Below are 25,971 nucleotides of genomic sequence, written 5' to 3' on the forward strand. Positions count from 1 at the left end.
CACCCGGCGCGGCGTGATGAATCCGCCGCGCGCACACCGGACTTGATCCGGCTGCCCTTGCACCTCACATGCGCAGGGCACGCCCCTGGCCTGCAAGCACCGGGCGTGCCCTGCTCCCCCAACGAAGGAGGTCCAACGAGATGACCACAGGCAGCACCAGCACCGCAACCACCCACCCCGGGCAGGTCGCCGCCACCAACACAGCGCCCAGGTGCAAGACCTGCGGCGGTCGCCGCGCCCGGCGTCTCACCTCCTACGGCGGAGGCCAGCCGCGCGCCGACGCCGCCGCCAAGATGGCCGCCATCCGCCTCGGCAACGGCGCCCACGTCCACTTCAACCTCTCCGACGACTGCTTCGCCGTCGTCCGCGCCATCGACACGGACGAGGTGACCCCGTGATCACCGAGGCCATCGCCGCCGCACTCCCCACCGCAGGCTGGGCCCTGACCACCGGACTGCTGGGCCGCAAACTGTATGCCGCGCGCCGCGACCCACTCAGTGGCCTGTGGACCCGCATGCCGTGGATGCGCCGCACCGACCGGCTGATACGACGGAACCAGGCAAGCCACGTGCTCATGCTCGACCTGGACGGCTTCAAGCCGGTCAACGACACGTTCGGCCACCCCGCCGGCGACGCCGTCCTACGGGCAACCGGTGCACGCCTGGCCGAGTTCACCGCCCAGCACGGCGGACGGCACACCGAGTGCGCCCGCCTCGGCGGAGACGAGTTCGTCGCCATCCTCAACCTCGACAGCAACGACGTGGCGGCCTTCACCGAGGGCCTGGCCCACGAGCTCGCCCAGCCAGTGCCGTGGCCCGGCGGCCCCCTCACCGTCACCGCGTCCATCGGCACCGTCGCGATCACCGACCTGGACGATCGGTCCGCCTCCACCGCCCTCAAGCAGGCCGACGAGGCCATGTACGCAGTCAAGACGGCCCGCGGTGGACGCGGCCACCGCGCCCCGCGCCGCACCACCACCGCGATCCACGGCACCGAAGCGAACCTCCAGCCGGCGACGGGCGGCATGCCGACGACCTCACAGGACAAGACCGTGGTCCTGGACGGCTTCCTCGACGACGAGATGCTGCCCGGCACCCGCGATGACGTCGCCCGCTTCCGCATCCATCTGGCGGCCGACGAAGACCGCGTCGACGAGGCCGTGCTGCCCTGCGTCGTGGACAACCCGGCCCTCGCCGCAGCCGTCCTGACCGAACACCAGCGGGGAGACCTGCTCCGCGTCACCGGCCACCTCCGCCTCCCTGAGACGCCGGACGGCGCCCTGTGGCTTCAGGTCCACACCATCGACGTCCTCCACCCCACGCTGCTCACCGACCCCGACGACCAGGAGGTCACCCCGTTCTTCGAGCGCTACGCCTCCTACGTGGTCATCTACGACCCCGACGGTCTCACCCACGTGTGGCACGCGAGCGGCGAGCAGCTCGGAGTAACCGACGACCCGTCGGAGATCAGCGACCTCATCCACGCCTACGAGCACCCCAGCGCCTCCGGCGAGACAGGGGGACCCACGTGATCGACCTCGCATACGCCTGCGCTCTCTACCCCATGGCCGGCTACCAGCTCACCGCAGCCGCCCTGCGCGCAGCCCTCACGGCGGTCGCCGGCGAGAAGCGCGACCAGTCCAGCGAACCCCTCGCCCAGGAAGAGGGAGGGCCCCAATGAACAGCACTCCGGAAATCACCGTCACGGGCGCGCTCGCCGAGCGAGCCATCCTCGACCATGGCCAGGCCCGATTCCGTCTGCTGCTCGCACCCGACGGCGACGACGGCCAGGAGCTCACCCCGCAGGAGCACGACGTCCGGGAAGCGGTCCTCCCCTGCTCCCTGGCCGATCCCTTCTACGCGGCCGACGTCGCCGCGCTCCCACCCGGAGCTCCACTCAAGGTCACCGGCTACCTCACGCTGCCCGACCAGCCGACCACGCCCCTGCGCCTGGTCGTGCTCACGGTCCAGCCCGAGGACCCGGAGCACGAGGCCTTCGCCGACCCGGCACCCTCTCCCTCGCAGCGCCCGGCGCTGCGCCTCGTCCGAGCCAGCGCAACGACCGCCCACTGACCCCCACGCGCCCCGTGACCGAAGGACTTCCGATGGCGATACCCGCCACCCCCGCAAACCCGCTGGACCTCACCACCGCCGTCGCCCTCCACCTCCTGGGCGCCGGCTTCCCCGCCGACGACATCAAGTTGCGCACCGACATCGCACCCGACGACCTCTACCGCCTCGCCGCCTTGCACAACGTGCCCGGCCCGCACGGCACCGTCGAGGGCTTCGGCTGCCACCGGGCCCGCCGCGAATCACCCTGTGAGCAGTGCGCACCCCTCGAAGGCCGCTTCGAGGCCCAGGCCCGGGCCAGGCAGCGCATCGCAGACGCCGAACGCACCCTTCACCGGCAGCCCGCCGGCCGCCGCGGCCGCCGCAGCACTCGCGCCCGCGCATAACCCCCGTCCGGCCCGGGGCGGCCGTCGACCTCCGGGCCCGGCCGCCCCGGATGCCTCCGCCCAGACAGAGCCACTCGGCTCACGTACCTGCCTCTGAACCCCTGTACCGGGAGGAATCATGAACGAGACCCGCTGCACCGATGACGCCGTGGCCCTCGAGCCGGACCGCTACGCCCCAGTCGACCACCCCGGCGTGACCGTGCCCGAGGTTCGGCGCTGCTGGTCGGTGCGCTGGCCGGAGTACGCGCCGGTGGACATCACGCCGCCCGAGCTGCGGGCACTGGCGCTGAGCCAGCACGTGCCCGGCTGGGCCGAGCGGCATGCCACGCCGGATCTGGTGCGCGACTGGGAGCAGCGCCAGGCCGACGCCGTGGTGCCCTTCGAGGTCGACGATCGCGGAAGGCCGCTGCACCCGCTCGGTCGCACCGGTCGCACCGGTCGCAACCTCGGCCGATGGGGCGAGAATGCTGCCGCCGACCCGATCGTGGTCGCCGGGACCAGTGAGCAGCGGTGGGTGCTGCTGATCACCCGCGACGACATCGGGGTGGAGGCCATCCCGGGCGGCATGGTCGACCCGGGCGAGACGGCCCCGGCCGCCCTGCTGCGGGAGCTGCGCGAGGAAACCGGCATCGACCTCACCGACCAGCAGCCCACCATCCTGGGCCGCCAGGTCGTCGACGACTGGCGCACCACCGACCACGCCTGGGTTGCTTCCACCAGCGCACTCTTCCAGCTGCCTGGACAGGTCACCGCGACCGCCGGTGATGACGCAGCGGACGCGGGCTGGTTCCCGTTCGACTCCATCGACGAGCTCACGGCAGCGGTCACCGCAGCCGGACGCACCCTCTACACCGCGCATCGCCCGCTGCTGCAGCGCGCCCTCGCATACCTCAACCAGCAGTCATAGCCCCCATGCACCGGCTCCATCGAGGCCGCTGACCATCACCCTGCTGAAGGAGAACGCAATGCCGGAGGGGAACACACCCGGTCAGGCCAGCCTGCCCCCGCATGACGAACCCAGCACCATCCGCGCAATGACCATCCATCCGCCCTGGTCCGACCTGATCGCCCTGCAGGACGAGGCGATCGCCAAACGGATCGAGAACCGCAGCTGGACCAGGAGTTGGCGCGGCACCCTGCTCATCCACGGCGGGCTCACCCTCGACGATGCGGCTCTGGAACTGTCCGCCGTACGCGAGGCACTGCCCGACGACTACCAGCCGGTGAAGGGATTCGTCGTCGCGATCGCCGACCTCACCGGCATCCACCCCGACGACGGCCAGTGCACCCCGTGGTCGGAGCCAGGCTGTTTCCACTGGGAGCTCACCAACGTGCAGCGCCTCCAGCCGGTCAAGGCCCGCGGGATGCAGGGCCTGTGGACCCCGAAGCGGCCACTGCTCGACCAGATCGCCACCGCCAACCCGGCCCTCGCGATGCGGCTCGCCGCCTAGGCCTCGCCGCACCCCACGCCCACCAGCCCAGAGCGCACAGAGGGCCGACCCCCGTCCAGGCCTGACTCTGCCGACCGCAACACCACAGACAGGAACCCGTTCGTGAAGCTCATCGTGGAACACGCCGCCCTCGCCGCCGCTATCGGCTACGCCTCCCGCGGCCTCCCCGCCCGACCCCCCGTCCCCGTCCTTGCCGGGCTCCGGCTGGACGCGAGCAACGGCCAACTGCGCGTCAGCGGGTTCAACTACGAGGTCTCCGCAGACACCGCGGTCGCCGCCACCGTCACCAAGAAGGGGCGTGCCCTGGTCAGCGGGCGGCTGTTGTCCGACATCGTCGCCAAGGTCCACGGGGACGTGCACCTCGAACTCACCGGCCCCCGCATGGTGCTCCTCGCCGGAGCCGCGCGGTTCACGCTGCCCACCCTGCCCCTCGGTGAGTACCCGGCCCTCCCCAAACCCGGCAGCCCCTCGGGCACGCTGGCCGGCCCGGCCTTCGCCGAAGCCGTCGCCCAAGTCGCGTGCGCGGTCGGCCGGGACGACACCCTTCCCGTCCTCACCGGCATTCAACTGCGCCACGACCAACAGGACGGCACCCTGACCCTGGCCGCCACCGACCGCTACCGGTTCGCAGTGCGCACCGTGCCCTGGAAGAACAGCGACCTCGCCGCCGACTGCACCGCACTCGCCCCCGGCAAGGCCCTCCTGGACGCCGCCAAGACCGCCGCCGCCGACACCACCATCGACCTCACCCTCGCCGGCGTCGCCGGGGCCGAGGGGCCGACAGCCTGTTCACGGTGCGCGGCGAGCACAGCACCACCACCCTGCGCGCCCTGGACGGCGACCTGCCCAAGTTCAAGGACTTGTTCCCCAGCGAGTTCAACCACACCGCAACCGTGGAGATCACCGCGCTCAAGGCCGCGGTCCAGCGCGTCGCCCTGGTCGCCAGCAAGGAATCCCCGGTGCGGCTCACCTTCACCGCCGACAACACCCTCCGGCTGGAGGCCGGCACCAGCGACGAGGCCCAGGCTGTCGACACCGTGGACACCACCCTCGAAGGCGGTGACATCTCCGTTGCCTTCAACCCCGGCTTCCTGCTCGACGGCCTCAACGCCCTCACCGCCGACTCCGTCGACTTCAACTTCGTCAGCTCCACCAAGCCCGCCCTCCTGCGCGGCCACGACACCGACGACCAGGCGCTGCGCTATCTCCTCATGCCGGTCCGCCTCACCGGCTGAACCCCAGCCCTTCCCCGGGCCTCGCGGCTGACCGGCGCGAGGCCCGGTTCTTTACGCCGTAAAGAACCCACGAGCTGCCCCCGGAGACGCGCTGCCTCGCCGCAGGGCCCTCCACTGCGCCTGCCACTCCGCCCGCTCGGGACTGTGCGCGTTGGCAATCCGCCCCTCCCGACCGGGCCCGAACCAGGAGGATGAGACGCAATGGCGCTCCTCTCCCAACAGGCCGTGAGGCCAACTCGCATCCGCCGCAAACGCATCAAGAACTGGCGCGCTGGAAGTGCGAGGTGCGTCGACCGAAGCAGCCGCTATGGCAACCCGTGGCGCATCGTCGACGACGTCGTTCTCCTCGCCCCGGACGGCACCACTCAGCGCCGGGCCTCGCCCACCGAAGCCCGCAAGGAAGCCAGCAGCCGCTTCCGGGCCTGGTTGCACGGCGAAGGCCCCGACACCTACCGCGTCGGCAAGAGGACCTTCGACCGGCGCCGGGTCCACGCCGACCTGTGGCGCCTCAAGGACCGGGACCTGGCGTGCACGTGCCCACTGCCCGGCGACGGCGAGCCCGACCACTGCCACGCAACCGTGCTCCTGGAGCTGGCCAACCACACCGAGAGGATCAGCAAGTGACCGGCCCCGTACAGGTGCCGTCGCCGCGCGGCTACTACCGCGCCGCCACCCTGCACCTGACGATCGACCACGCCGAGCACGCGCGCCGCCAGGCGGCCGGCCTCGGGCATATACGCGACTCGCACTGTGCCCTGCTGGACACCCTGATGGCCCTTCCGCCCGGCATTCCCGTCGACCACGATGACCTGACCGAACGGCAGCAGAACGCCGTACGACGCGCCCCGGCAGGGATCCTGGACCTCACCCTCGGCATCGTCACCCGGCACGCAATCCGCCCCTGCCGCGTCAACCTCGCCACCGTCCACGCCACCTGCACCCGAGACAGCATCGGCCGCGCAACTTCTTACGCTCCGGTCTGCACCCGGGCCGTCGTCACCCCCACGCCGCCCCGCCGTATGTACCTGTTGTCCGAGGCCAACTACTGGGGAGTCGGCGTCTTCCTCGACCACGGAGACGGTGGAGTCGAGACCCTCGTCGAGCCCGAGCCGTGGCGACCGAAGCGGCACACACCCGCCGCCTGGCGCTTCGCGGAGGCCGCGTACGCCTCCTACCTCAGCCACACCCCCAACACCGAGACCACCAAGACCCCTAGCCACGCAGGAGAACAGCCCCGTGGGTGACAACACCGGCATCGAATGGACGGACGCTACCTTCAACCCCTGGTGGGGATGCTCACGGATCTCACCCGCCTGCCGGAACTGCTACGCGGCCGACACCGCCCGCCGCTGGGGGCACGACGTGTTCCACCTCCGCGGCGAGCGCCGGATGCTCTCCGACGCATACTGGCGCGCACCCCTCAAGTGGAACCGGACGGCCCAGCAGACCGGCATCCCCACCCGGGTCTTCTGCGCCTCCATGGCCGACGTGTTCGAGGACCACCCCCAGGTCACCGAAGCGCGCGACCGGCTCTGGCAACTCATCGAGCAGACCCCCTGGCTGCGCTGGCAGCTTCTGACCAAGCGGCCGGAGAACATCGCCGCTATGGCCCCGTGGGGCGATGCGTGGCCGGACCACGTGTGGATCGGCACCAGCGTGGAAAACCAGCGCTACGCCGAAGAGCGCATCCCCCTCCTCCTGAAGATCAACGCGCCGATCCGGTTCCTGTCGTGCGAGCCGCTCGTGGAGCAGATCGATCTGCAGCCCTACCTGGCCGACGTCACCACCGGCGCGGGCATCCACTGGGTCATCGCCGGCGGCGAATCCGGTGCGAAGGCCCGCCCGATGAACCCGGCCTGGGCCCGAGCCCTCCGGGACCAGTGCGACGCAGCGGGCACGCCGTACTTCCTCAAGCAATGGGGAGAGTGGGCACCGTCCGGCCGTATCGCCATCGGCGGGACCCGGCGTGGCCGTGCCCTCGTGGGTGACCCCGTCGATGAACTCGGTCACCGGGTCGAGATGGTCCGCCTCGGCAAGAAGCAGGCCGGGCGGCTCCTGGACGGCCGACTGCACGATGCGGTGCCGCCCCTCAGTGTCGCCCGGCCCGCAGCGCCCGAAGCCTGACTCCCCCGGTGGTCTTTACGCCGTAAAGAACTCCCGCATCCGCACACCAGATCCGTCTCCTGCTCGGCTCACCGCGGACCAGGAGGCTCCTCCGGCTTTACGCCGTAAAGACTCCGAGGACCCTCGCCGGTAGACCGGGGACAAAAGCGCACGCGTACGGAGACGGCTCACCACCGATCAGATCACCGCCCCCACCGACAACCTGCCTTCAAGGAGGCAGCAATGCTCGACGACACCAGCTACATCGAACCTGACGACCGCCCCGCCGCCTGGATGGCCTTGGCCCGAGAGTACGAAGCGCGGAACTGGCCGCGCCATGAGATCGCCTACGCCCTCTGCGTCGACGAACCCACAGTCGACTGCTTGCTCGCTGCCGAAGGAGCGGTGCAGCGCGAGGCCGCTGCACCCGTCCAGTGACCGCCGCCGCCCGTACCTGGTGTCCGGACGGGCCCGGATCGTTCCTCGCCCCGGCCGACGTGCGCGCCGTACGGGACCGCGATGGACGTGTCTGGACCCGCGGCCACACCCGGTGGACTTGCACGGGCTCCCACTGGATCCGGTGGCGCGTCCTCCTGGCCGAACACGGGCCGGTCACCGAAGTCCGGCCGCCTGGCAGAAGCGGAAGCCCCGCGGGAAGCGTCCCGGTCGCCGCACCTCGCCCGGCCCCGGCAAGCGGACCGCTGGGCGGCGGCCTCACCCAGGCTGAGGCGCCTTCCCCGACACCCGCTGTACGAACGGACAACTATGGACACCCCTGAACTGGTACCCGCTGCGGCCCCTGACATACGGCGTGCCGCGGTCATCTCGGACTGCGGCCAGTACCGCTATCTCCTGGTGCGGCAATGGCAGAACACCGGCCCCACAGCCGTGTTCGTACTGCTGAACCCCAGCACCGCGGATGGAGCCAGCGACGATGCCACCAGCCGGCACTGCATCCGCTACGCCCGGAGCTGGGGCTGCGGCTCCCTGCTCATCGTCAACCTGTACGCCTGGCGCGCGACCAAGCCGCTCGAGTTGCGGACCGTCGCAGACCCGGTGGGCCCCGAGAACGACGCCTTCCTGTACGCCGCGGCCGCCACCGCCGAGGACTCCGGCGGCCCGCTCGTCGGCGGCTGGGGCACCCACGCCCGTCCCGACCGCATCGCCGCGGTGCTCGCCCTTCCTCACATGCGCCGACTCGGTGCCCTCGAGGTCACCCGACTGGGACAGCCCCACCATCCGCTCCGGTTGAGCAAGAACCGGAGACCCGTCCACTGGACGCCGCCGGACGAGCAGGGACCGCTCACGACGCCGCATAGCGAGAGCAGCCCTGCGCTCGCCGTGGTCATCACGCGCCCGGGCCTCCCTGACATCCGGCTGGGCCCATTCGCGTATCCGCACCAGGCGCTCTCCTTCGCCAGCAGCCTGCGCCTCCAGATGCACAGCACCCAGCACGTGGACGGCTCCACCGTGACTGTTCACCCGTACCGGCCGGACCTCACCTACCAGGATCCTCACGTCCCCACGGACCCCTACCAGATCGCCGAAATGCTGGACGGAGAGAAACCGAGCGGGGTGATGGGGCACGACTTCCCTGATCTCTGGGCGCGACTCCACGCGCAAGAGGGATACGACCGTGCGAGCGCCATCTGGCGCGGTGCCTGCACCACGTACGACGCCATGCACGGCGAGGGCCTTTCCGAGTGAGAGCCCACCACGCGTCCTGCCCGGCAACCCGCAGCCCTCCTCGGCCGGCCCGCGCCACGAAGAGCCCCGCACCCTGGACAACCTCCAGGGTGCGGGGCTCTTCGTGTTTCACGGCTGATCTTTACGACGTAAAGAGGCCCCAGGCCCTGGCCGCGAGAGATCTCGTCCGCAGAGCCTTCGCCGAGCAGTACACGGAGCCCCGTGCGGGTGAAGCTCCTTCGGTGCCAGGTAGCGCCCAACGGGACGATGCCGACTGGCGAGTTGACGCGACGGGCAGGGATGCGGTGGCGGATACCAGGCCCGCCACCGCCTCAGCCGCGCCCTCTTTACGGCGTAAAGACCGGGGGAGTGCGAGCCAGGGGCCGCTGCGCTCGTTAAGCTCCAGCCCGAGAACCCCCATCGAGTACCACCTCAGGAGTGTGAATGGCCGGGGCGCAGAACGAGCTGTCCGTGGCGGAGCGGCGGAAGGCGCGAGAAGCGGAGCGGCGGGCCGAGGAGGAGCGGCAGCGGCGTGCATCCGAGCAGCAGGCCGCCGGCAACGGCTTCGAAGTGGCGATCGAAGAGCTCGCCCACAACCCCCGCAACGCGCGTGAGGAGCTTGAGGGACTCGAAGGCCTCGCCAGCACCTACGAGTCTTTCGGCCTGCTCCAGTCGGTCGCCGCTATCCCCGCCGAAGTGTTCATCGCGGCCTTCCCGGAAAACGCGGATGCGATCGGTGACGCCCGCTTCGTGGTCATCGGCGGAAACAGGCGACTCGCTGCAGCCCGACTCGCGGGCATGGAGAAGCTGCCGGTCCTGGTGAACAGGAAGGCGACGACACGCCAGGACATCCTGGTCGCAGCCGCCACCGAGAACCTCGCCCGTGAAGAGCTCAAGCCCTTCGAGGAGCTCGCGACGATCGAGGAGCTCAAGCAGGAGTTCGGGACGTACGACGCCGTCGCGAAAGTCCTCGGGAAGTCCGCCGGGTGGGTCTCTCAACGACGGCGGCTGCATCACGTGCAGCCTGAGATCCGCGCAGCCCTGGAACAGCGCGTCGACGGCATGACGATCGAGCTGGCTCGCGACCTCGGGAAGATCAAGGACCGCGACAAACAGCTCAAGGCCTGGGAAGAAGTGAAGGCACTGGCCGCGGCTCGTGATGCCGAGCCGAAGCCGCCGAAGAGCCAGACGAACGACGGCGGTGAGAAGAAGACCGCCGAGGAGAGGGACGCCGGCGAAAAGAAGGACGTCGACAAGGGGTCGGACGCCAGCGAGAGGAAGAAGCCGCAGGGGCTCCCCAAGCAGGGTGGCACCGAGGGCGTCGGCCTTGACGAGGCGACGAAGGCGCGGCGAGCGGCCTGCCAGGAGGCTGTCCTGGACTTCAGTGAGGATGCATCCCGGCTCCACATCATCGCCCTGCAGGCATCAACCGACCCGGATGAAGCTGTCGCGCTCGCCTCTCATTGGCTGAGTGAAGCCGGCGTCGGTGCGTCCGCTCTGAGCCTTCCTGCCCTCCCCGGCGAGGAGGGCAAGGGGCGGCAGGCGAGGGCAGCACTCGCACTCTCGCTCGCACACTGCGAGATCCACATGGCTCGCAATGGCGACGACGCTGCACACGCCAGCGCCTACCTGGACTGGCTGGGCACGCACACCAACTACCAGCAGGCCGACGAAGCCGAATCCGCCCTCAGCGCGTAACGACGGAGACCTTTCGTGACCACAGACATTCCAACCCTCCCCGAGGACACAGGACGCGAGACCCGCGTCCTGGTGTGCACCAACGGGTCCGCAGGATCCGGGAAGTCGACCACCGCCGCCGCCCTGGCCTACGCCGCAGCCAAGAAGAAGAAGCGCGTCTGCGTCATCGGCCTCGACAAGCAGCGCGACATCTCCCGTCTGCTTGGGTACGACGACCCGGACGGCGACGAGGACCTTCCCACCATGTACGACGTGGTGGACAAGATCTGCTCGCTCGCCGAAGCGGTCGTCCCTGCCAAGGACACCAAGACGAAGGAAGTGATCCCGAACCTCTGGGTCGTCCTTGAGTCGAAGAGGCTTGATGAACTGGAGTTCAAGCTTGCGGCCGAGACCGCGCGGGAGCTCTGGCTGCACCGGCTGATCGGCGAGCTCCGAGGACGCTTCGACCTCGTCATCTTCGACTGCCCCGGCGACGTGAAGCTCGCGACGATAGGAGCGATCATCGCCAGTGACGAGGTCGTCGGCTGCACCAAGTCCCAGGAAAAGGAAGCCCGAGGCCTCACCGAGCTTGAGGACAAGATCGCTGACGTCGCGAGGTCGTACGGGCACACGGGCATGCCCACGGGGATCGACTGGGTGGTCATCAGTGAAGGTGTCGACCACAAGTCGCAAGGCAAGGTCTACAAGGACATGGAGGACCAGCTGCGGGAGGCGTACGGCGACATCGTCCTGGAGACGGTGGGAGACGACGTCAAGGTCCCCGAGGCTTACACGGCAGGGCGCCCCGTGACGCTGTACGCCCCGGACTGTCGAGCCGCCAAGTCCTTCACGAAGATCGGGCGGCAGATGAAGCTCTACCGATGAGCGCTTTACGCCGTAAAGATCGCCCACCCGACCCCCGGAGCCCACGTCTCCGGGGGTCTCTTCTTTACGCCGTAAAGAAGACCGGTGGTGCCGGGGAGACGCTGGGTGATCACTATTCGCTGACGATCGCCAACGCAACGCCCGCGAGACGCTACAACCTGCCGCACATCGTGGGAGTGTGAGAGCTGCTCATCAGTGAGGCTCAAACAGGGGAGTGGTACGTGAGCGCGGGGAAGGGCGACATACCCACGCTGACCCGAGTGCACCGGATCCTGATCGGTGTGGTGGTCTTCGGGGCGGTCATCATCGCCGGGATCGGCTTCGCCGGATCGTACGCGGCCGTCCGGGAACTCGCGGTGAAGAAGGGATTTGGGACCTTCGCCTACGTCTTCCCCATCGGGATCGACGCGGGAATCTGCGTACTCCTCGCTCTGGACCTGCTGCTCACCTGGATCCGAATCCCCTTCCTCTTGCTCCGTCAGACGGCCTGGGTGTTGACGGCCTCGACGATCGCCTTCAACGGCGCAGCAAGTTGGGGGGATCCGCTCGGCGTCGCGATGCACGCGGTGATTCCCGTGCTGTTCGTGGTCGCCGTTGAGGCGGCGCGGCACGCTATCGGCCGGATCGCGGACATCACCGCCGACAAGCACATGGAGGGCGTCCGCCTCACCCGCTGGATTCTCTCCCCCGTCCCCACCTTCCTGCTCTGGCGGCGGATGAAGCTGTGGGAGCTGCGCTCCTACGAGCAGGTCATCCGGCTCGAACAGGAGCGCCTGGTCTACCAGACGTCCCTCCGCTCCCGGTTCGGCCGTGCCTGGCGCCGCAAGGCCCCGGTCGAGGCCCTGATGCCGCTGCGTCTGGCCCGCTACGGTGTCCCGCTCGCCGAGACGGCTCCCGCCGGTCTTGCCGCAGCCGGAATCGACGAGGTGCCGATCGAGTTCACGTTCACCGTCGAACGAGCCCCCGCTCCCGTCCAGTCGGAGGATCCCGCGCTCGAGGCGGCGGCCGGCTCAGAAGTAGAGCCGGGCCAACTGCGCACCGAAGAAGTCCAGCCCGAGACGCAGGCGCCCGCTGAGTGGGAGCCGTCACCTGAGGCAGAGCCGACGGACGGGGAGACGGCCGATGGCTTCGCCGAGGCCTACCAGGCCTGGATCGCGAACTTCCAGACCGAGCCCACCACTGCCCAGTTCGCGGACTGGCTCCAGGCGCACGGCATCACCACCGCAGCCGGCGGACCGCTCACCGACGAACAACTGCAGCCTCTCCTCCAGGTCCTCAAGCAGCGCTACGGTCCGTCGCCCGAACTCGCCGCCGAAGAGCATCAGGCGGACGATGACCTGTCCTGGCACGACTACTTCTACAACTCCTGGCTCATGTACGCGCAGGAGCACGAGGCGTACCCTGACGCGGCCGCGCTTGCCGCGTACGTCTACGAGCGGGACAACATCACCGGCGAAGGCGGCCGTCCCATCACGGGCGAGGACCTGAAGGCGTTCGTCGACTCCTTTCAGCAGCGCGAGTTCGACGAAGTGGACCAGGCCGTCGGACAGGAAGCCAACGAGCCCGAAGAGGACCAGGCCGACGAGCCGCTGCCACGTGAAGAGGAGCCCCAGACGGCGGCCGCCGGCGTGGGCGCGCAGCCGGCAAAGGACCAGCGCGGGCCCTGCGTGAACGCCCCCATCGACACCTCGCCGCCCGGTGAAGAAGAAGAGCCTGCCGCCACGGCCGCCGAACTCACCACCGTCGACCGGTACTACCTGGCATGGTCGGAATTCCAGACGCAGCGCGGCGGTGAACTCCAGTCCTCGACGCAGGAAGCCGAGCAACTGTCGGCCTTCCTCGCGCAAGAGAAGGGCATGACGGGTCGCGCCGGAAAGCCGGTCAGCCCCTCCAACCTGCGCCGCTACCTCCTGCCCTTCCGGATCTACAACCTCTGGGCCGAGCACCGAGTGCGCAGCGACACTCCTTCGCTCGACGCCATTGCGCAGGAGTGCGCAACCCACGGGATCACTGCGCAGCACAACAAGCCCATCACCACCGCCTATCTCGCCGAACAAGTCGAGGACTTCGAACGGCGTTGGCAGGCCCTGACCCAACACCATGCGCAAGCCCAACCGTGAGACCCCTTCCGGCACCTGCGCAATGGCCGACCGCGCCGGCCCTCGAAAGCTGCGCAATCGCAAGAAACACCAGTTCAGCCATGCATTGCGCAGCTTTCTTGATCATTGCGCAGCCCGGGCAACCGGCAACCTGCGCACTCAACTCCCTGCGCAGTGCGCACCCCCACCATCGAACTCGGGAGGAACCATGCGAGCCCTGCTCATCGCCCCCGACGGCACCGTCACCGAACTCGACCTCCCGGAGTCCGCTGTGTCCTCCGCGATCCGCGACCACATCGGGTCGGACGGAGCGGTCGATCAAGGCCGGTACCACCCGCACGCCCTGCTGCACGTACACGGCGACGGGCAACGGATCGGGCTCGACGCCAACCTCACCGCCTGGGCCCTGGCGAGCGCCTGGCGCGGCATGCCCCTGTACCCGTTCCAAGGGCCCGTCGTCGTCACCGGCCGCACACAGGACGGAGACACGAGCGGCCTGGACGACACTCTCGCCGCGCACGTGCACGCGGTTGCGCAGACCGTACGGGAGACGCGGGAGACCTGGCAGACCCGGCCGCCCGCGTCGAACGAGGCGGCCGTGAACGAACTGCTCGCCTACGCGGTCCGGGACGTCGCCGCCCACCGGTAGAGGACACTGCGCAGCCTGCGCACCCGGCTACAGGGCCTTGCGCAGCGCCGAGCCGCTCCCGTGGAGGAGATCGCTGATCAGCTGCTCCGTCTCCATCTCAAGATCGCAGTCCAATGACCTGTTGACCTGCTGGACTTGCGTGATCGCGGTATGCAGGCCGGAGCGGTTCCCGGCCGCATGCTCGATCCTCATCCAGTCCCTGTAGAGGAGCTCGGCGCTGTTGTCAGCTTCGAGGCCGGTCGAGATCGCCTGCCGTGCCGCGGTGAGGTCCTGGTGAGGTCCCGGCGGCGTGCGGTGCGTAGCCACCGTGTGGGCGACGTCGATGATCCTCGTGATCATCTCTTGCTGGAATGGTCCCGCCCAGGGCAGCGGCCGCGAACCGAACGGCCGCCCCCGCACCAGCCCGAGGGCCTTCTCCAGATCCGGCAGCCCCGTTGGTCCCTGTGGCAGTGCGCGCTCGGCGAGCTGGAGGAACCTGGTCCAGTCGCACCGCACCGCGGGGGAGAGGCGGTAGGGGTCGTCGCCCGTGCGGCGGCGCGGAACGTACGCGTTCCCGGCAGGGTCATTGCCCAGGGCGCTGCGCAGGCCGCGCAGCCGGGCGTTGAGGGTGCTCGAACTCCACGGGGCGAGCGGATCCATGTCGTTGCACAGCGCATCGGCGGAGCGGCCCGGCCGGAAGTAGAGCAATGAGGCCAGTTGCGCGATCCTAGGGCCGTGCCCCGACGCGGCAACGCCGTCCACCTCGACCGGGCCCAAGACACGGATCTCAGGAGCATGCAGGTCGTGTGCCTCCGGCTCCTCTGCAACCCCGCCGTCGTTCGGCTCCGGGAGCTGAACGGCCGGCTCCTCCGGCGCCTCATCTTCTGCCGGGTTGTCGGTGAGCGCCTGGTCCTCGGGATCGTCCTGCCCCTGAGGCGGCGCGGGGGACAGGAGGCGGAGCCCGGCCGGGTCCGCCGACGCGGCCAACAGGGCGGGGAACACCTCGCTGTCACCCTCGCCGTCGTGTACCGTCACCGACGCGACCGGTGCGACGGGGGCCTTGTTCGCGGCGTAGGTGCCGGCGCCGGTGACCTGGTCATCGGTCTCTTCCTCGGCGGGTGGTGGCGCCATCTCGGGCTCGAGTTCGTCCGGAACCTCTTCCCACGGCCCTTCGGCCGGCGCAGCGGGCTGCCCGGAAACGGCGAGCGCCGTGGCGATCTGCTGGTACGCGGCGCGCTCAAGCCGCTGCACCGTGATCTCGGCACCGACGCAGTCCAACTGCTGCGGCTCGTCGAGCTCGGCGTTGAGGATCTCAGCATCGGGAAAGTGCGCAGCCGCCGCGGCCGCCGGCGCGATCAGCGTGACCGGGATCCGGGCCTTGTCGATGACGTCGGCGAACTGCCACGCGATGTCCCCGTCGAGAGAGGCAGCGCACAGCAGCAGATACGGATGGTGGCTGGTCTCCGGCATCTGGTGGACCTCCAGCAGACGCTCGGAGAGATCCCGCAGGGCGTGCACGGCCTCCCGCATGTGCATGATCCGTGAAGTCGGCAGCAGCCGGGGCAGGTCCTCACCGAATCCGACGGCGACGACCTCGACCACACTGCCCCACGGACTCATCCCGATCTCTACGGCGAGCGACGTGCACACTTCCGTGATGCGCGTCGGATCGCCGTCGAGCAGCAGCGCAGGCAACTGCGCCAAGTTCACCAGCAGCAGGTCACCATCCTCGGTGCTGCCGAGAGTCACCAGCCCCGGATACGGTGCCGGCACCTCACGGGCGTCCTCTTCGTCCAGGAGCTCCGCGTCCCCCGGTAGTACCCACCAACCGTCACGTCCTGCCGAGAACGGCGCCAGCGGCTCCAGCACCGGATCCTCGGGCAGCACCTCCAGCGTGCGGGCCCCGATCCGGGCGGCCCGCAGCCCGGGCAGGCTGGCTTCGTCCTCCAACTGGCGGGCCATCGTGCGCAGGGCCACGTCCAGACGGGCCGATCCGTCGGGCTCGGCGGCGGCCGCCAACTGCGCCTCCGCGGAGGAGGTCTCCGAGGCAATCGCGATGGTCTCACCCGGCCTGCGGCGACGGCGCTGCAGCATGCGGCGCGTAGCGAGGGCACCGGTCACGGCGGCTGCCAGCAGCGCACCAGCGCCCAGCACCATCCGCAGCTGCAGCACTTGCCCCGCAGGCGACGACGCGGGCACATCGGAAGAGGGATCCTCGGACGCCGGCGTCGTGGGCGTGTCTGATGCCGAAGGCACGCCCGACTCGGGCGCGGCCGACCCGCGGCTGCCGGTGGAAGGCCCGCCAGCACCGGCACCCTGGCTCGGCTGCTCGGCCGGACGGCTCGACTCACTGGGAGCCGGAGTCTCCGTTCCCGAGGCAGCGGAACCACTGGGAGCCGTTGACTCACCACCTCCAGTGCCGGTGCCCGAGTCCCGCTCGGTGTCGTCCGGAGCAGGGGGAGCGGAGTGTTCGGTCCCGGAGCCGTCCTCAGTGTCCTCGCGGGGATGCGCGGGTTGCTCGGATGCCGTCCCGGGCACCGCGACGTGCTGCCCCGGGAAGATCTTGTCCGGGTCGGTGATCTCCGGCAGGCCGTCGGGCTGCGCCGTGCCCCGGCTGGCCTCGAACAACTGCGGCCACTTGTTGCCGTCGTGGAGTTCCTCGGCCGCGATCCTTGAGAGGGAGTCGCCGGCCTCCACGGTGACCACGTCCCCATCGCCACCCGCGCCGGGAGCGTCGCGCGTGCTGGAGGCGAGCTGCGTGCGGATGCCGGAGCCGCTCGCCTCACTCGGCACCTCGGCGTTGCCGGGAACGCGCAGAGTCGTGCCCTGCGGCACCACCGTGGCCGTGGTGGGCACTTCGGGATTGAGGCGCTGCAGTTCGGTGTAGCGCGTGCCGTCCCCCAGCAGCTGCTCGGCCAGTTCCCACCAGGTGGTGTCATCCGCCCCCACGGTGAACTCCCGGGAGCTCCCGGCGGTTGCCGTCTTCTCCGCCACCGTACTCGGGGCCGGGGTGCTCGGCTGGCTGCTGGTCGCCTGGCCGGCCGACGGTACGTGGGTCGAGGTGGCGGCGACCGCCGGGGTGGCGGCACTGGCCGCGGCCGCGGGCGACGCCAGCACGATGCTGCCCAGCAGGAACCCGGCCAGCCGCTGACCGGTCGCCATGCCCGGAAGCCGCGGGGTCGTACGCCGCGCCAGAACGGCGACGATCTCGATCAGCACGGGGACCACGAGCCACAGCCACGCGATCCACGCCGCCACGGTCATCGTGGTCAGCAGCCCCGAGCCGTCATCGTCCGGGCTCAGCAGCACCGCGCGTGCCTCGTCCAGCGTCGGCACCGTCGCGGGCAGTGTGCCCACGGTGAGCAGCAGCGCGGGCACACCGACGACCAGAGCGGCCAGCGCGACGAACGCGAACAGGCCGCGCACGACGGCCCGTGGCCATGAGCGGTCTCGGCGGCGCACGCGAGCGGGGGAGTGGGGCATGGGGTCAGCCTCCGGGCTGGTGAAGCAACGTGGCAGTGCCGTGTCCCGTCACGGACATCTCACCGACACCGATCAGGGACGCGAAGTAGGGGTGATAGTTGTCCCGCACGGTCACCGTGAGGCTCTGCCCGTCCTCGGCGATGGCGACATCACCGTCGACGCCCTCGCTGTCGAGGAAGGAGCGGGCGGCGGCTTGGGCGGCGTCCGGGTCGACCACGATCGCCTCGCCGGTGATGGCCTGGCCCGGGTCGATCTGCTGGGCGCCGGCCCGCGCGGCCTCCTGCGCGACGTAGTCGGCATCCGACATCCGGTCCAGGGCCAGCCCGCCATCGATGACCAGGCCGACGATGAGGAAGGCGATCAGCACGGTTCCCGCGTAAAACAGTTCCATCCCGCCCCGGTCCCGGCGGCCGGAAGGGACGCGAAGCCATCGGCGCCACCTGGTCATGAGCCACCCCGAGTTGCCCACGTGTCCACGACGGACGTCTTAGTGCTGGTGAGCGTCTTGGACCCGCCCACGCCGGGCAGTGCGAGCTCACTCAGCGGCGCCGTGCACGACACGGTGGCCGTCACACTGGCGGCCTGCCCCACCGGCGCGGACAGCCCGCTGGTGTCCAACTCGACGCTGATGCCGGCGCAGTGGATACCGGAGTTGGCCAGACTAGACTGCGCGGCCTGGCGGGCGTCAGCCTCGCCGGAGGCCGGGTCGCTCGCCAGCGAGGCGGTACGCGCCGCGTCTCGCGCGGCCGCGTCGGCGGCGCCCTCGGCCAGCGCCACCCGCCCGCAGGCGATCGTGAAGCCGATCAGCACCAGCGCCACCGGCACGAAGATCGCGAGGCTCAGGGCGGCGCTGCCGCGGTCACGCTCCAGCCGGCCGGGCCACCGTCGCCACCTCATGGGCGGAACTTCTCGACGGGGGCCTGGACGCTCTGCTTGACGTGCCCGCTCCACCCCGGCACCAGGTTGATCACGTTGCCTTCCACGGAGACGCTGACGGTCTCGCCGTCGTCGCTGACCCGTACCGCCGCACCGTTCAGCGAGCCGCCCATCCGGGCCAGGAACTCGCCGGCCGCTGCCTCTCCGGCACCTGGTGCGGAGTCATAGGCCCGCTGTGCGTCCACGGCCTGCTGGGCAGCGTGGTGCGCCACGGAGCGGCCGTGGAACCAGATGCCGCCCTGAATCAGCGTGAACACCAACAGGAACGCGAGCGGGACGACCATCGACATGTCCAGCGCAGTGGCGCCGCGGTCCTCCCGCCACCACTGCCTGCCGGCCAACTGCCGCCACGGGCGTATGCGTGTCGCCATGCTCAAAAGCCCAGGATCTGAGTGACTTTCTCGCCGACCGTGGTGTTGGCGGCCGCGTACACGACGCCGACCATCGTGCCCCCGGCGACCAGGATCAGCCCCCACTCCATCGCGGAAGCGCCACGGTCCTTCGCCTGGGCGCGGATCACAGCGCCGCGTCGACGCAGTGCGCCCAACACGAGAAAGAAGCGGCTTCGTACGGTGTGCATGACTTTCCTCCAGAAGTTCACGGTGCTCACTGGACGGCACCGTGCAGGGCGGGTCAGAACGACAGGATGCGGACGAGGGCTGGTGCCAGCAGGAAGACGGCCATCAGGAAGACGATCGCCAGCGACGGCACATGCATTTTTTCGGTGGCCACGTTCGCCTTCTCCTTGCGGTCCGACAGCAGACCCCGCCGCACGACCTCGGCCTGGGACTCCAACTGGTCGTAGACGGCCGCCTGTTCCTCGCCCGCGAGAGACAAGCTCGCGGACAGGCGGGCGATGTCGGGCACGCCGAGTTCGCTGCCGAGCCCGCCGAGCGCGTCCCAGGGGCTGACCCCGGCCAGCCGGGCGTGCTCGACGGTGTCCCGGATCCGGACCGCGGCACGTCCGTCCCCCGACTCCACGGCCCGGGCGAGGGCCTCGGCCGCGCCGGCGTCGGAGTTGCGGGCCAGAGCGACGCGCTCCAGGACCGAGGCGATGTAGTAGCGGTACTCGAGACGGGCGTCGGTGGCCTTGTCACGGACGTCGTCCAGGCACTTGAACACCATGAACAGTGCGACGCCGAGCCCGGCGGCCGCCGGGACGACGAACGGCAGCGCCAGACCGCCCAACCGCAGCAGGAAGATGATCCACTGCGGGATGAGGAACCCGCCCAGCGCATACAGGGCGCAGCGGCCCAGCAGCGAAGCGGGCGCCATCTCCAGCAGGTTCAGGTCCCGGGCGGGCAGCCGGGTCACGAACGCGTCGGTCTCCATCAGCCGGGCCCCGACGCGGTCCGCCCACTGCGCAGGCCCCTTCGCCGCCGTCCTGGCGGACGCGGCGCGCGGGGCGGGGGAGTGGGTACGGCGCAGGACCTGGTCGAGCGGGGTCCGCTTGGGCAGCAGACTGCGCACGGCGAGCGTGCCACCGAGCGCGGTCAGCCCGCCCAGCAGCATTCCGGGGACGGACAGGCTCATGCCGCTTCACCCTCTTTCTCCTGCTCCTTCGCGCGTTCCTCGGCGGTGAGCAGGGTGCGCGGCTCCTCCTCCATCACGGCCATCTTGCGCAGCCACAGCAGCGACGCGACGAACAGCAGGCCCAGTACCAGCAGCCCGAGTTGGCCGATCGGGGTCGCGAACGGTTCGGAGTAGCTGCCGTTGACGAGGATCACGGCGACCACGGCGATCGCGAACAGGGACACCCGTCGGGCTTCGGAGCGGGCCTTCGCGCGCTCGGCGTCGATGTCCCGCAGATCGGATGCCTGCCGCGCGACCAGGGCGGCCTGCGCGGACAGGGCACGCGCAAGTCCCGGGCCGCGGCTGGTGACATGGTCCATGAACAGCTGGGACAGGTCGTCGCCGATGCGGCTGGCAAGGTCATCGGCCAGTCCCCGGTAGGCCCAGCGCGCGGGCATCCCGGAGCTCAGCCGGTCGGCCAGCCGGCCCACCGGCCGCTCCAACAGCACCGGAACCGTGTCCAGTTCCACGATCGTGGCCTCCAGCGGCTTGCCACCGGCCCGCACACTGGCGAGCTGCTGCAGCCACTCCGCGATCGCCTCCAGCCGGGCCACCTCGGTGCGGCCCGAACCACCCGGATACAGCACGAACGGAAGTCCGGCCACCGTCGCGAACGCGAGGAGCCCGTGCACCGGCCACCCGGTGACCGCCCACATCAGCACGCCCGCACCGGCGGCCGCGGCCAGCAGCAGCCGGTAGTTGTCCCGCCAGGCGGGCGGCAGTTCCTCAACTGCCCGCACCAGACGGCCGCGCACCCGGCCGGGCCGCACACCGCGCACGGCCGGCCGCCAGCCGCGCAGTGCGGCGACGAGCCCGGCCAGGCTCAGGGCCACCACGGCGCCGGCGACCATGCCGAGTGCAGACAAGTACGACTGGCTCACGCGGCACCTCCCGCCCGGGGCAGCGGCAGCCACTGCCCGTCCTTGTAGTCGATCAGCCAGCGCCGGTAGAAACCCTTGCGTTCCAGCTTGCGCAGTCGGCGCTCGTTCATCGGCGTACGGGTGGGCAAGGCCCGCGGCTCGTCCTGGTCCTCGCGGGGTGCGAAGAGTTGCGACAACGCCACCCCGCCGCCTTCGCTGCGACCGGCCGTCTCCCACACGTGCGACACGAAGCGGTGCACCTGGCCGCCCCGGTCGGTCTCGTCGATCGCGTCCACGTACACGATGAGGTCGACGGCGGCCGCGATCAGCCGGTACGCGGCCTGCTCGTTGAGCCCGGCCCGGGCCAGCGGCACCATCAGCCGGTCGATCACGGCCTCGGGGTCCTTGGCGTGCAGGGTGCACATCGAGCCCGCACCGCCCGCGATCATCGCCTCCAGCATGGCGACGGCCTCATCGCCGCGGACCTCGCCGACCATGACCCGGGTGGCCTTGTAGCGCAGGGAGACCGGCACCAGGTCGGCGAGCGTGACCCGCCCGGTGGCGTCCCGCTCGCCGTTGCCCTCCCGGGTCCGGAAGGCCAGCACGTGCGCGTGCCGGTCCGGGTCGTCGTGGTTCAGTCGCAGCTCGGGTTCGCTCTCCAGCGTCGCCAGCCGTTCGTGAGCGGGAACTTCGCGGCCCAGGGCCCGCATCAGCGTCGTCTTACCCGTCGCCATGTCACCCGCGATGATGATGGACAGGCCTGCTTTCACCGCCGACGACAGGAACGAGGCGACGATCGGGTCGACGGCGCCCCACGCCTGCAGGTCGGCGAGGGTGGCGGCCTCCGCCACGTGCCGGCGGATCGCGATCGTCACGTCGTCGGTCAGCAGGGTCGCCGCGACACGGGAGCCGTCCGGCAGGTCGAACTCGACCTTCCCGGTGGCGTACGACAGCAGCCGCTCGCCGTGCCCGGACGTCGCGGCCATCTGGTTGACCCACTCGATGGCCTGCGACCTGCTGGAGAACGGGGAGCGGACCCGCTCGCGCGGCTTGCCGTGGGAGTCGATGTACATCCAGTCGCCGTCGACCAGGACGTCCTCCACGCCCGGCCGATCCAGGACCCGCTGCAGCGCACCCGCCAAGAAGATCAGGTTGAAGACCTCGGTGCGGACCCGCTCCAGTTCCTCGCCCGACAGCGGCGGGTTCGTCAGGGACCACGCCTGCGCCCACTCCGCGACCCGGGAGCGCACCCGGGCGCGGACCACCTCTTCCAAGTCCTTCTCGCCCAGCGGGGCGCCGGACAGCCGCCGTTCCTTCTTGACCTGGTCGACGTCGTTGGCGACCTGCTGCCGCAGCTTCGTTATCTCCCCCCAGGGCACAGGCAGCGCCCCGGGCAAGGCCGTTGCCACCCCGAAGTCGGCAGGTCCGACGCCCGGCGGCACCGGGGCCGACGGCCCGGATGGAGGGGGCACCGCAGGGGCCAGGGGGCCAGGCCCCGGCCCAGCGGCAGGTGGTGCGGGGTGTGCGGACGGGTGGGTCGCGACGTGCTCGGACAGCAGGCCCCCCAACCGGGTGGCCACGTTCTGTCCGTTGGTGCCGTTCGCGGGGCGCCGGTCAGCCATGACGCACCCCCCGCTGGGCCAACTGCTGGACGATCCGCTCCACCGCCGGGGTGGCCGCCCGTACCTGCCGCATCTGCAGGTGCAGGCGCCTGCGGTCGGCGTGTTCACGCAGCGGCGTCATCGTGTCGCGCGCGGCGCGCATCAGCCGGGAGCGCGTCACCCCACGCGGCATCCGCCCGCCCGTGCGCAGATAGGCCGCGGCCGACTCGTCCCAAGGGAGGGTGGCCAGCACCGGCGCGTCCAGGCCCCGGGCGATGTCGTCGGGCCGGTAGCCCTCGCCGAGGACGAGCAGCCCCAGGGCCCGGGCGCCGGACCCGTGCGTGCCGAGATCGTCTTGGAGCGCGCGCACCATCGGGTAGGCGAGCGCCTGGGATTCCTCGGTCATGCGGACGACCAGCAGCACCAGGTCGGCCTCACGCAATACCGGCGCGGGGGAGAGCACGGGATGCAGGCGGCCGCCCTCGAGGACTATCCGGCCGCCGTCGACCAGGACGTCCCAGCGCAGTTGCTGGTCCGTCAGCTGCAGCACGTTCAGCAGCGTCGGCCAGGTCGACGTCAGTGAGGCGGCCTGCCGCGGATCGATCAGCCCGGGCAGCGCGACCCGGTAGTCGCTGTCGTCCAGGGGCCACAGGTGCTGGGCGACCTGCGGGGTGAAGTCCTGCTCGGCACTGGCACGTTCCCAGTCGGCCTGCGGCAGCCGGTGCAGCCCGATGTTCCCGTCTAGACGTTCGTGGTATTCACCGCGCGGAACGTCGCGCAACAGGCCGTGGCGCAACGTTCCGCCGGCCATGTCGAGTTCGGCGAGCAGCACCGGCCTGCGGCTGGCCAGGGCCAGCGCCGCCGCCGAGGTGGTCACGCCGTCCGACTTCGCGGACACCAAAGCGATCAGAGCCACGGTCAGCTCCCGCTCTGGCGGGGCTGCCGTATCAGCGCGATCTGCTTGGCCGCGGCCTTCGTCGCCAGCAGGGGCCCGTCCGCGGGCGCCACCACCAGGTTCACGACCAGGGCACCGGTGGAGTCCGGGGTGCCGACCGACTTCACCGTTGCGTCGATCGTGTCCGGGGTGTCGCTGCCCGCGGACCCGGAGCCGGTGGAACCCGTGTCCGTTCCCTGGGCGGGAAGGACGACGGCGGCTACCTTGTCGCCCGGACGCAGCTCGTCGCGCGGCACATAGCCCCGCTTGAGTTCGACCCCGACCACCTGCTCGGTGTCTCCCAGTCCGCCGCGCGCGCTCAACTGCGAGCGGGTGAGCAGGTCGCCGGGGTGCAGGTCAACTGCCGCGCGCTGGCCCACGATCGAGGCCCGGTCGGTGGCGGGTATGGGGGACAGGCCGGGGTCGTCGGCGAACGACACGACCTTCACGTCCTGCGCGGTGACCTGCTGGCCGACCGGAACGTCCCGTGCGACGGCGAGAACGTCGGTGCGGTCGCCGGCCCGCGCTACGACGACCGCGCCGCCGAGCGCGCCGATCAGCGTGACCAGCACCAGCAGGACGGGAACCGACCACGTGCGGCCTGATCGTTTCTTCGTGCCGGTGCTGACGGGGAGGTCGGGCTGCCGCGGTGCGTCGGTGCGCGGCGCAAAGGAGGTCTTGGTGCTGTCCATCGGCCTGAAGGCCCTTCGCTCTCGTGCGACGTTTAGGAGTTGACGGCCTGCGACTCAACGATGGTCACGTTCACCGAGGAGTTGCGGACCTCGGTCAGCTGGCCGTTCGCGCCGCCGCCGTTCCAGTTGATGACCCAGGTCGAGGTCGCGGTGACCTTGTACGTGCCGCCCGACCCTTCGGAGGACGGCTGGGTGTACACGTGGCCGCAGTCCGGCGACTTCTTCAGCCCGTACGACTTCTGGTAGACAGTGCCGGGCGTTGTGCAGGTCACCGAGGTGCCGTCGCCCATCGACCACACGACCTTCGACACCTTCGCCGTCGCGGTCACCGTGACCCCGCCGGCCGAGGCGGTCGCCGTGTTCGGGCCCCATGTCGTCTGCGACTGGCCCACGGCCATCCAGACCGGCATGCCCACCAGCCCCTTGCCGCCGGGCTTGGGGTTGATGTCGATGTCGGGGCCGAGCAGCGTCATGGAGTCGACGGCCTGCTGCGCCAACTGCTGCGGGTTCACCTGCTGCTGAGGCTGCTGGCCGTTCGGCACGACGACGAACCCGTCGGGGTTGTTCTGGCCGCCGTCCGAGCACGAGTAGAAGTACAGGTCGCTCTTCTTCGGGTCGGCGCCTTTCCAGAGCTCCTTCGCGCTGGCCGGCGGTTCCGGGTCGATCTTGGTGTAGCCGCACTTCAGCTTGCTGTCGCTGCCGCTGTCCTGCGAGCCGGTCTGCTGGTTTTCCCCGCCGGTCTTGCCGGGCACGTTCACGTCGACGCAGAACCTGACGACCTGGCACTTTCCCGCACCGACATCGGGGTCGTCGCCGGCGTGGGCGGTGCCCGCGGCGGCCAGGACCACGGCGGCGCCGATCAGGGCGGAGCGCCGTATCAGCAGGTCTGCGTTTGAGCGGTCAACTCGGTGACCATCCACTTCGTCCCCCACTTCTCGAACTTTGCGATGCTGACGTACTTGATGAGCCGCGTTGACGGCAGCGGGACCTTCTTCTTCGTGGCCTTGTCGATCAGCGTCCAGTTCGTGGTGTCGACGCAGTCCGTGAGAGTGGCCTTGGGAATCTCGCCCTCGGTCACCTTGGGAGCCCCGGGATGGATCACCGGCTTCCCGGTCGTCACCTGTCCGGCCTTCCGCATGGTCTCCAGGTCCTTCTCGATGAGTCCCAGGGCCCGCAGGGTGGTGGTCTTCCGCAAGTCAGTGCCGGCGGAGGACGCCTTGGCGTAGGCCTCGGTCTGGGCCTTCCAGGACTGGGTGTAGGCGGCGAGGACGGCGGCCTGCTCCGGATCAAGCGTGGAACTGGGAGAAGCGGACGCTCTCGTGCTCGGACTCTTGCTGGTCTCGGAGGGCGACGCCTCCGAGCCGTTGTCACTGCACCCGGCCAGCGCCACCAGACTTCCCGCGAGGAGCACGGCGGTTGCGTGCTTCCGGATGCGAACAGCGGTGAGCCCAGTCGGTCGGCGTAGTGCTCGTGTCACGTGGTCTCCCCGTACGACGCGGTGTGGCAGACCGCTGCCCCAGATGCCGCGTACGGCAGTCCACAGCCGCGGCCTGATCCAAGCTGCGGTTATGCGTTTGCGTAGCCGCAAGATTACGCATATGCCAGTCAACTTCCCAGTACGATATTTGAGTTCACACGCACATCTCGGGACGTACCCGGTCACATTCGAAACTG

The 25,971-nt window shown here is 70.2% G+C and carries 27 protein-coding genes and 2 pseudogenes; 17 read left to right on the forward strand and 12 right to left on the reverse strand.

Annotated elements, in window-relative coordinates:
- Positions 1–140 precede the first annotated feature (140 nt).
- From ACJ9NR_RS41195 to ACJ9NR_RS41275, 17 genes and pseudogenes are all read left to right on the forward strand, one after another.
- Positions 141–398, forward strand: a complete 258-nt coding sequence (locus tag ACJ9NR_RS41195; protein WP_412512924.1) for a hypothetical protein — start codon at positions 141–143, stop codon at positions 396–398.
- Positions 395–1,531 (forward strand): GGDEF domain-containing protein, encoded by a 1,137-nt coding sequence (locus tag ACJ9NR_RS41200; protein WP_412512925.1) that lies wholly within the window; start codon positions 395–397, stop codon positions 1,529–1,531. The genes ACJ9NR_RS41195 and ACJ9NR_RS41200 overlap by 4 nt, the downstream gene beginning before the upstream one ends.
- Positions 1,528–1,680: a hypothetical protein gene (locus ACJ9NR_RS41205; protein ID WP_412512926.1), complete on the forward strand. Its 153-nt coding sequence runs from the start codon at positions 1,528–1,530 to the stop codon at positions 1,678–1,680. Before ACJ9NR_RS41200 ends, ACJ9NR_RS41205 begins: the two co-directional genes overlap by 4 nt.
- Positions 1,677–2,072 carry a hypothetical protein gene (locus ACJ9NR_RS41210; protein ID WP_412512927.1) on the forward strand — a complete coding sequence of 132 codons (396 nt, stop codon included), beginning with the start codon at positions 1,677–1,679 and terminating at the stop codon, positions 2,070–2,072. Before ACJ9NR_RS41205 ends, ACJ9NR_RS41210 begins: the two co-directional genes overlap by 4 nt.
- Before the next feature lie 32 nt (positions 2,073–2,104).
- On the forward strand, positions 2,105–2,455 hold the full coding sequence (locus tag ACJ9NR_RS41215; RefSeq protein ID WP_412512928.1) for a hypothetical protein: 351 nt from the start codon (positions 2,105–2,107) through the stop codon (positions 2,453–2,455).
- Between the two features lie 118 nt (positions 2,456–2,573).
- The gene (locus ACJ9NR_RS41220; RefSeq protein ID WP_412512929.1) at positions 2,574–3,362 is read left to right on the forward strand and encodes an NUDIX domain-containing protein; all 789 of its coding nucleotides are present in this window, start codon (positions 2,574–2,576) and stop codon (positions 3,360–3,362) included.
- A gap of 127 nt (positions 3,363–3,489) precedes the next feature.
- A complete protein-coding gene (locus ACJ9NR_RS41225; protein ID WP_412512930.1) occupies positions 3,490–3,906 on the forward strand; it encodes an ASCH domain-containing protein in 417 nt (138 codons plus the stop codon).
- A gap of 102 nt (positions 3,907–4,008) precedes the next feature.
- A pseudogene (dnaN, locus tag ACJ9NR_RS41230) lies at positions 4,009–5,141 on the forward strand (DNA polymerase III subunit beta).
- A 225-nt stretch (positions 5,142–5,366) separates the two neighbouring features.
- Entirely contained in the window at positions 5,367–5,765 is a 399-nt protein-coding gene (locus ACJ9NR_RS41235; protein ID WP_412512931.1) for a DUF4326 domain-containing protein, read from the forward strand.
- Positions 5,762–6,385, forward strand: a complete 624-nt coding sequence (locus ACJ9NR_RS41240) for a hypothetical protein (protein WP_412512932.1) — start codon at positions 5,762–5,764, stop codon at positions 6,383–6,385. The genes ACJ9NR_RS41235 and ACJ9NR_RS41240 overlap by 4 nt, the downstream gene beginning before the upstream one ends.
- Positions 6,378–7,265, forward strand: a complete 888-nt coding sequence (locus tag ACJ9NR_RS41245) for a DUF5131 family protein (protein ID WP_412512933.1) — start codon at positions 6,378–6,380, stop codon at positions 7,263–7,265. Before ACJ9NR_RS41240 ends, ACJ9NR_RS41245 begins: the two co-directional genes overlap by 8 nt.
- 222 nt (positions 7,266–7,487) lie before the next feature.
- Positions 7,488–7,682, forward strand: coding sequence for a hypothetical protein (locus ACJ9NR_RS41250; protein WP_412512934.1), 195 nt, complete (start codon positions 7,488–7,490; stop codon positions 7,680–7,682).
- Between the two features lie 327 nt (positions 7,683–8,009).
- The gene (locus ACJ9NR_RS41255) at positions 8,010–8,951 is read left to right on the forward strand and encodes a DUF1643 domain-containing protein (protein WP_412512935.1); all 942 of its coding nucleotides are present in this window, start codon (positions 8,010–8,012) and stop codon (positions 8,949–8,951) included.
- A 423-nt stretch (positions 8,952–9,374) separates the two neighbouring features.
- Positions 9,375–10,628: a ParB/RepB/Spo0J family partition protein gene (locus ACJ9NR_RS41260; RefSeq protein WP_412512936.1), complete on the forward strand. Its 1,254-nt coding sequence runs from the start codon at positions 9,375–9,377 to the stop codon at positions 10,626–10,628.
- Between the two features lie 15 nt (positions 10,629–10,643).
- On the forward strand, positions 10,644–11,492 hold the full coding sequence (locus tag ACJ9NR_RS41265; protein ID WP_412512937.1) for a ParA family protein: 849 nt from the start codon (positions 10,644–10,646) through the stop codon (positions 11,490–11,492).
- A 260-nt stretch (positions 11,493–11,752) separates the two neighbouring features.
- Positions 11,753–12,416: pseudogene (locus ACJ9NR_RS41270) on the forward strand (DUF2637 domain-containing protein); the annotation flags it as partial.
- Positions 12,417–13,799: 1,383 nt separating this feature from the next.
- Complete coding sequence (locus ACJ9NR_RS41275) at positions 13,800–14,240, forward strand: hypothetical protein (RefSeq protein ID WP_412512938.1); 441 nt, start codon at positions 13,800–13,802, stop codon at positions 14,238–14,240.
- Between the two features lie 27 nt (positions 14,241–14,267).
- Here the strand turns inward: ACJ9NR_RS41275 and ACJ9NR_RS41280 are convergent, their stop codons facing one another.
- The 12 genes from ACJ9NR_RS41280 to ACJ9NR_RS41335 form a co-directional block, all read right to left on the reverse strand.
- The gene (locus tag ACJ9NR_RS41280; protein WP_412512939.1) at positions 14,268–17,597 is read right to left on the reverse strand and encodes an AfsR/SARP family transcriptional regulator; all 3,330 of its coding nucleotides are present in this window, start codon (positions 17,595–17,597) and stop codon (positions 14,268–14,270) included.
- Between the two features lie 109 nt (positions 17,598–17,706).
- Positions 17,707–18,093 (reverse strand): hypothetical protein, encoded by a 387-nt coding sequence (locus ACJ9NR_RS41285; RefSeq protein WP_412512940.1) that lies wholly within the window; start codon positions 18,091–18,093, stop codon positions 17,707–17,709.
- A 53-nt stretch (positions 18,094–18,146) separates the two neighbouring features.
- A complete protein-coding gene (locus ACJ9NR_RS41290) occupies positions 18,147–18,599 on the reverse strand; it encodes a TadE/TadG family type IV pilus assembly protein (protein WP_412512941.1) in 453 nt (150 codons plus the stop codon).
- Positions 18,596–19,009: a TadE family protein gene (locus ACJ9NR_RS41295; protein WP_412512942.1), complete on the reverse strand. Its 414-nt coding sequence runs from the start codon at positions 19,007–19,009 to the stop codon at positions 18,596–18,598. Before ACJ9NR_RS41295 ends, ACJ9NR_RS41290 begins: the two co-directional genes overlap by 4 nt.
- A 2-nt stretch (positions 19,010–19,011) precedes the next feature.
- A complete protein-coding gene (locus ACJ9NR_RS41300) occupies positions 19,012–19,248 on the reverse strand; it encodes a hypothetical protein (protein WP_412512943.1) in 237 nt (78 codons plus the stop codon).
- A 23-nt stretch (positions 19,249–19,271) separates the two neighbouring features.
- Positions 19,272–20,171 (reverse strand): type II secretion system F family protein, encoded by a 900-nt coding sequence (locus tag ACJ9NR_RS41305; RefSeq protein ID WP_412512944.1) that lies wholly within the window; start codon positions 20,169–20,171, stop codon positions 19,272–19,274.
- Positions 20,168–21,091, reverse strand: a complete 924-nt coding sequence (locus ACJ9NR_RS41310) for a type II secretion system F family protein (RefSeq protein WP_412512945.1) — start codon at positions 21,089–21,091, stop codon at positions 20,168–20,170. Before ACJ9NR_RS41310 ends, ACJ9NR_RS41305 begins: the two co-directional genes overlap by 4 nt.
- On the reverse strand, positions 21,088–22,479 hold the full coding sequence (locus ACJ9NR_RS41315) for a TadA family conjugal transfer-associated ATPase (protein ID WP_412512946.1): 1,392 nt from the start codon (positions 22,477–22,479) through the stop codon (positions 21,088–21,090). Before ACJ9NR_RS41315 ends, ACJ9NR_RS41310 begins: the two co-directional genes overlap by 4 nt.
- Positions 22,480–22,684: 205 nt before the next feature.
- Positions 22,685–23,587 (reverse strand): hypothetical protein, encoded by a 903-nt coding sequence (locus tag ACJ9NR_RS41320; RefSeq protein WP_412512947.1) that lies wholly within the window; start codon positions 23,585–23,587, stop codon positions 22,685–22,687.
- Positions 23,588–23,589: 2 nt separating this feature from the next.
- Positions 23,590–24,297: an SAF domain-containing protein gene (locus ACJ9NR_RS41325; protein ID WP_412512948.1), complete on the reverse strand. Its 708-nt coding sequence runs from the start codon at positions 24,295–24,297 to the stop codon at positions 23,590–23,592.
- Positions 24,298–24,329: 32 nt separating this feature from the next.
- Entirely contained in the window at positions 24,330–25,229 is a 900-nt protein-coding gene (locus ACJ9NR_RS41330) for an ATP/GTP-binding protein (RefSeq protein ID WP_412512949.1), read from the reverse strand.
- Positions 25,175–25,708 (reverse strand): hypothetical protein, encoded by a 534-nt coding sequence (locus ACJ9NR_RS41335; protein WP_412512950.1) that lies wholly within the window; start codon positions 25,706–25,708, stop codon positions 25,175–25,177. Before ACJ9NR_RS41335 ends, ACJ9NR_RS41330 begins: the two co-directional genes overlap by 55 nt.
- Positions 25,709–25,971: the final 263 nt, after the last annotated feature.

Origin of the sequence: Streptomyces sediminimaris (assembly GCF_047049295.1) — a bacterium.
GTDB lineage: Bacteria > Actinomycetota > Actinomycetes > Streptomycetales > Streptomycetaceae > Streptomyces > Streptomyces sediminimaris.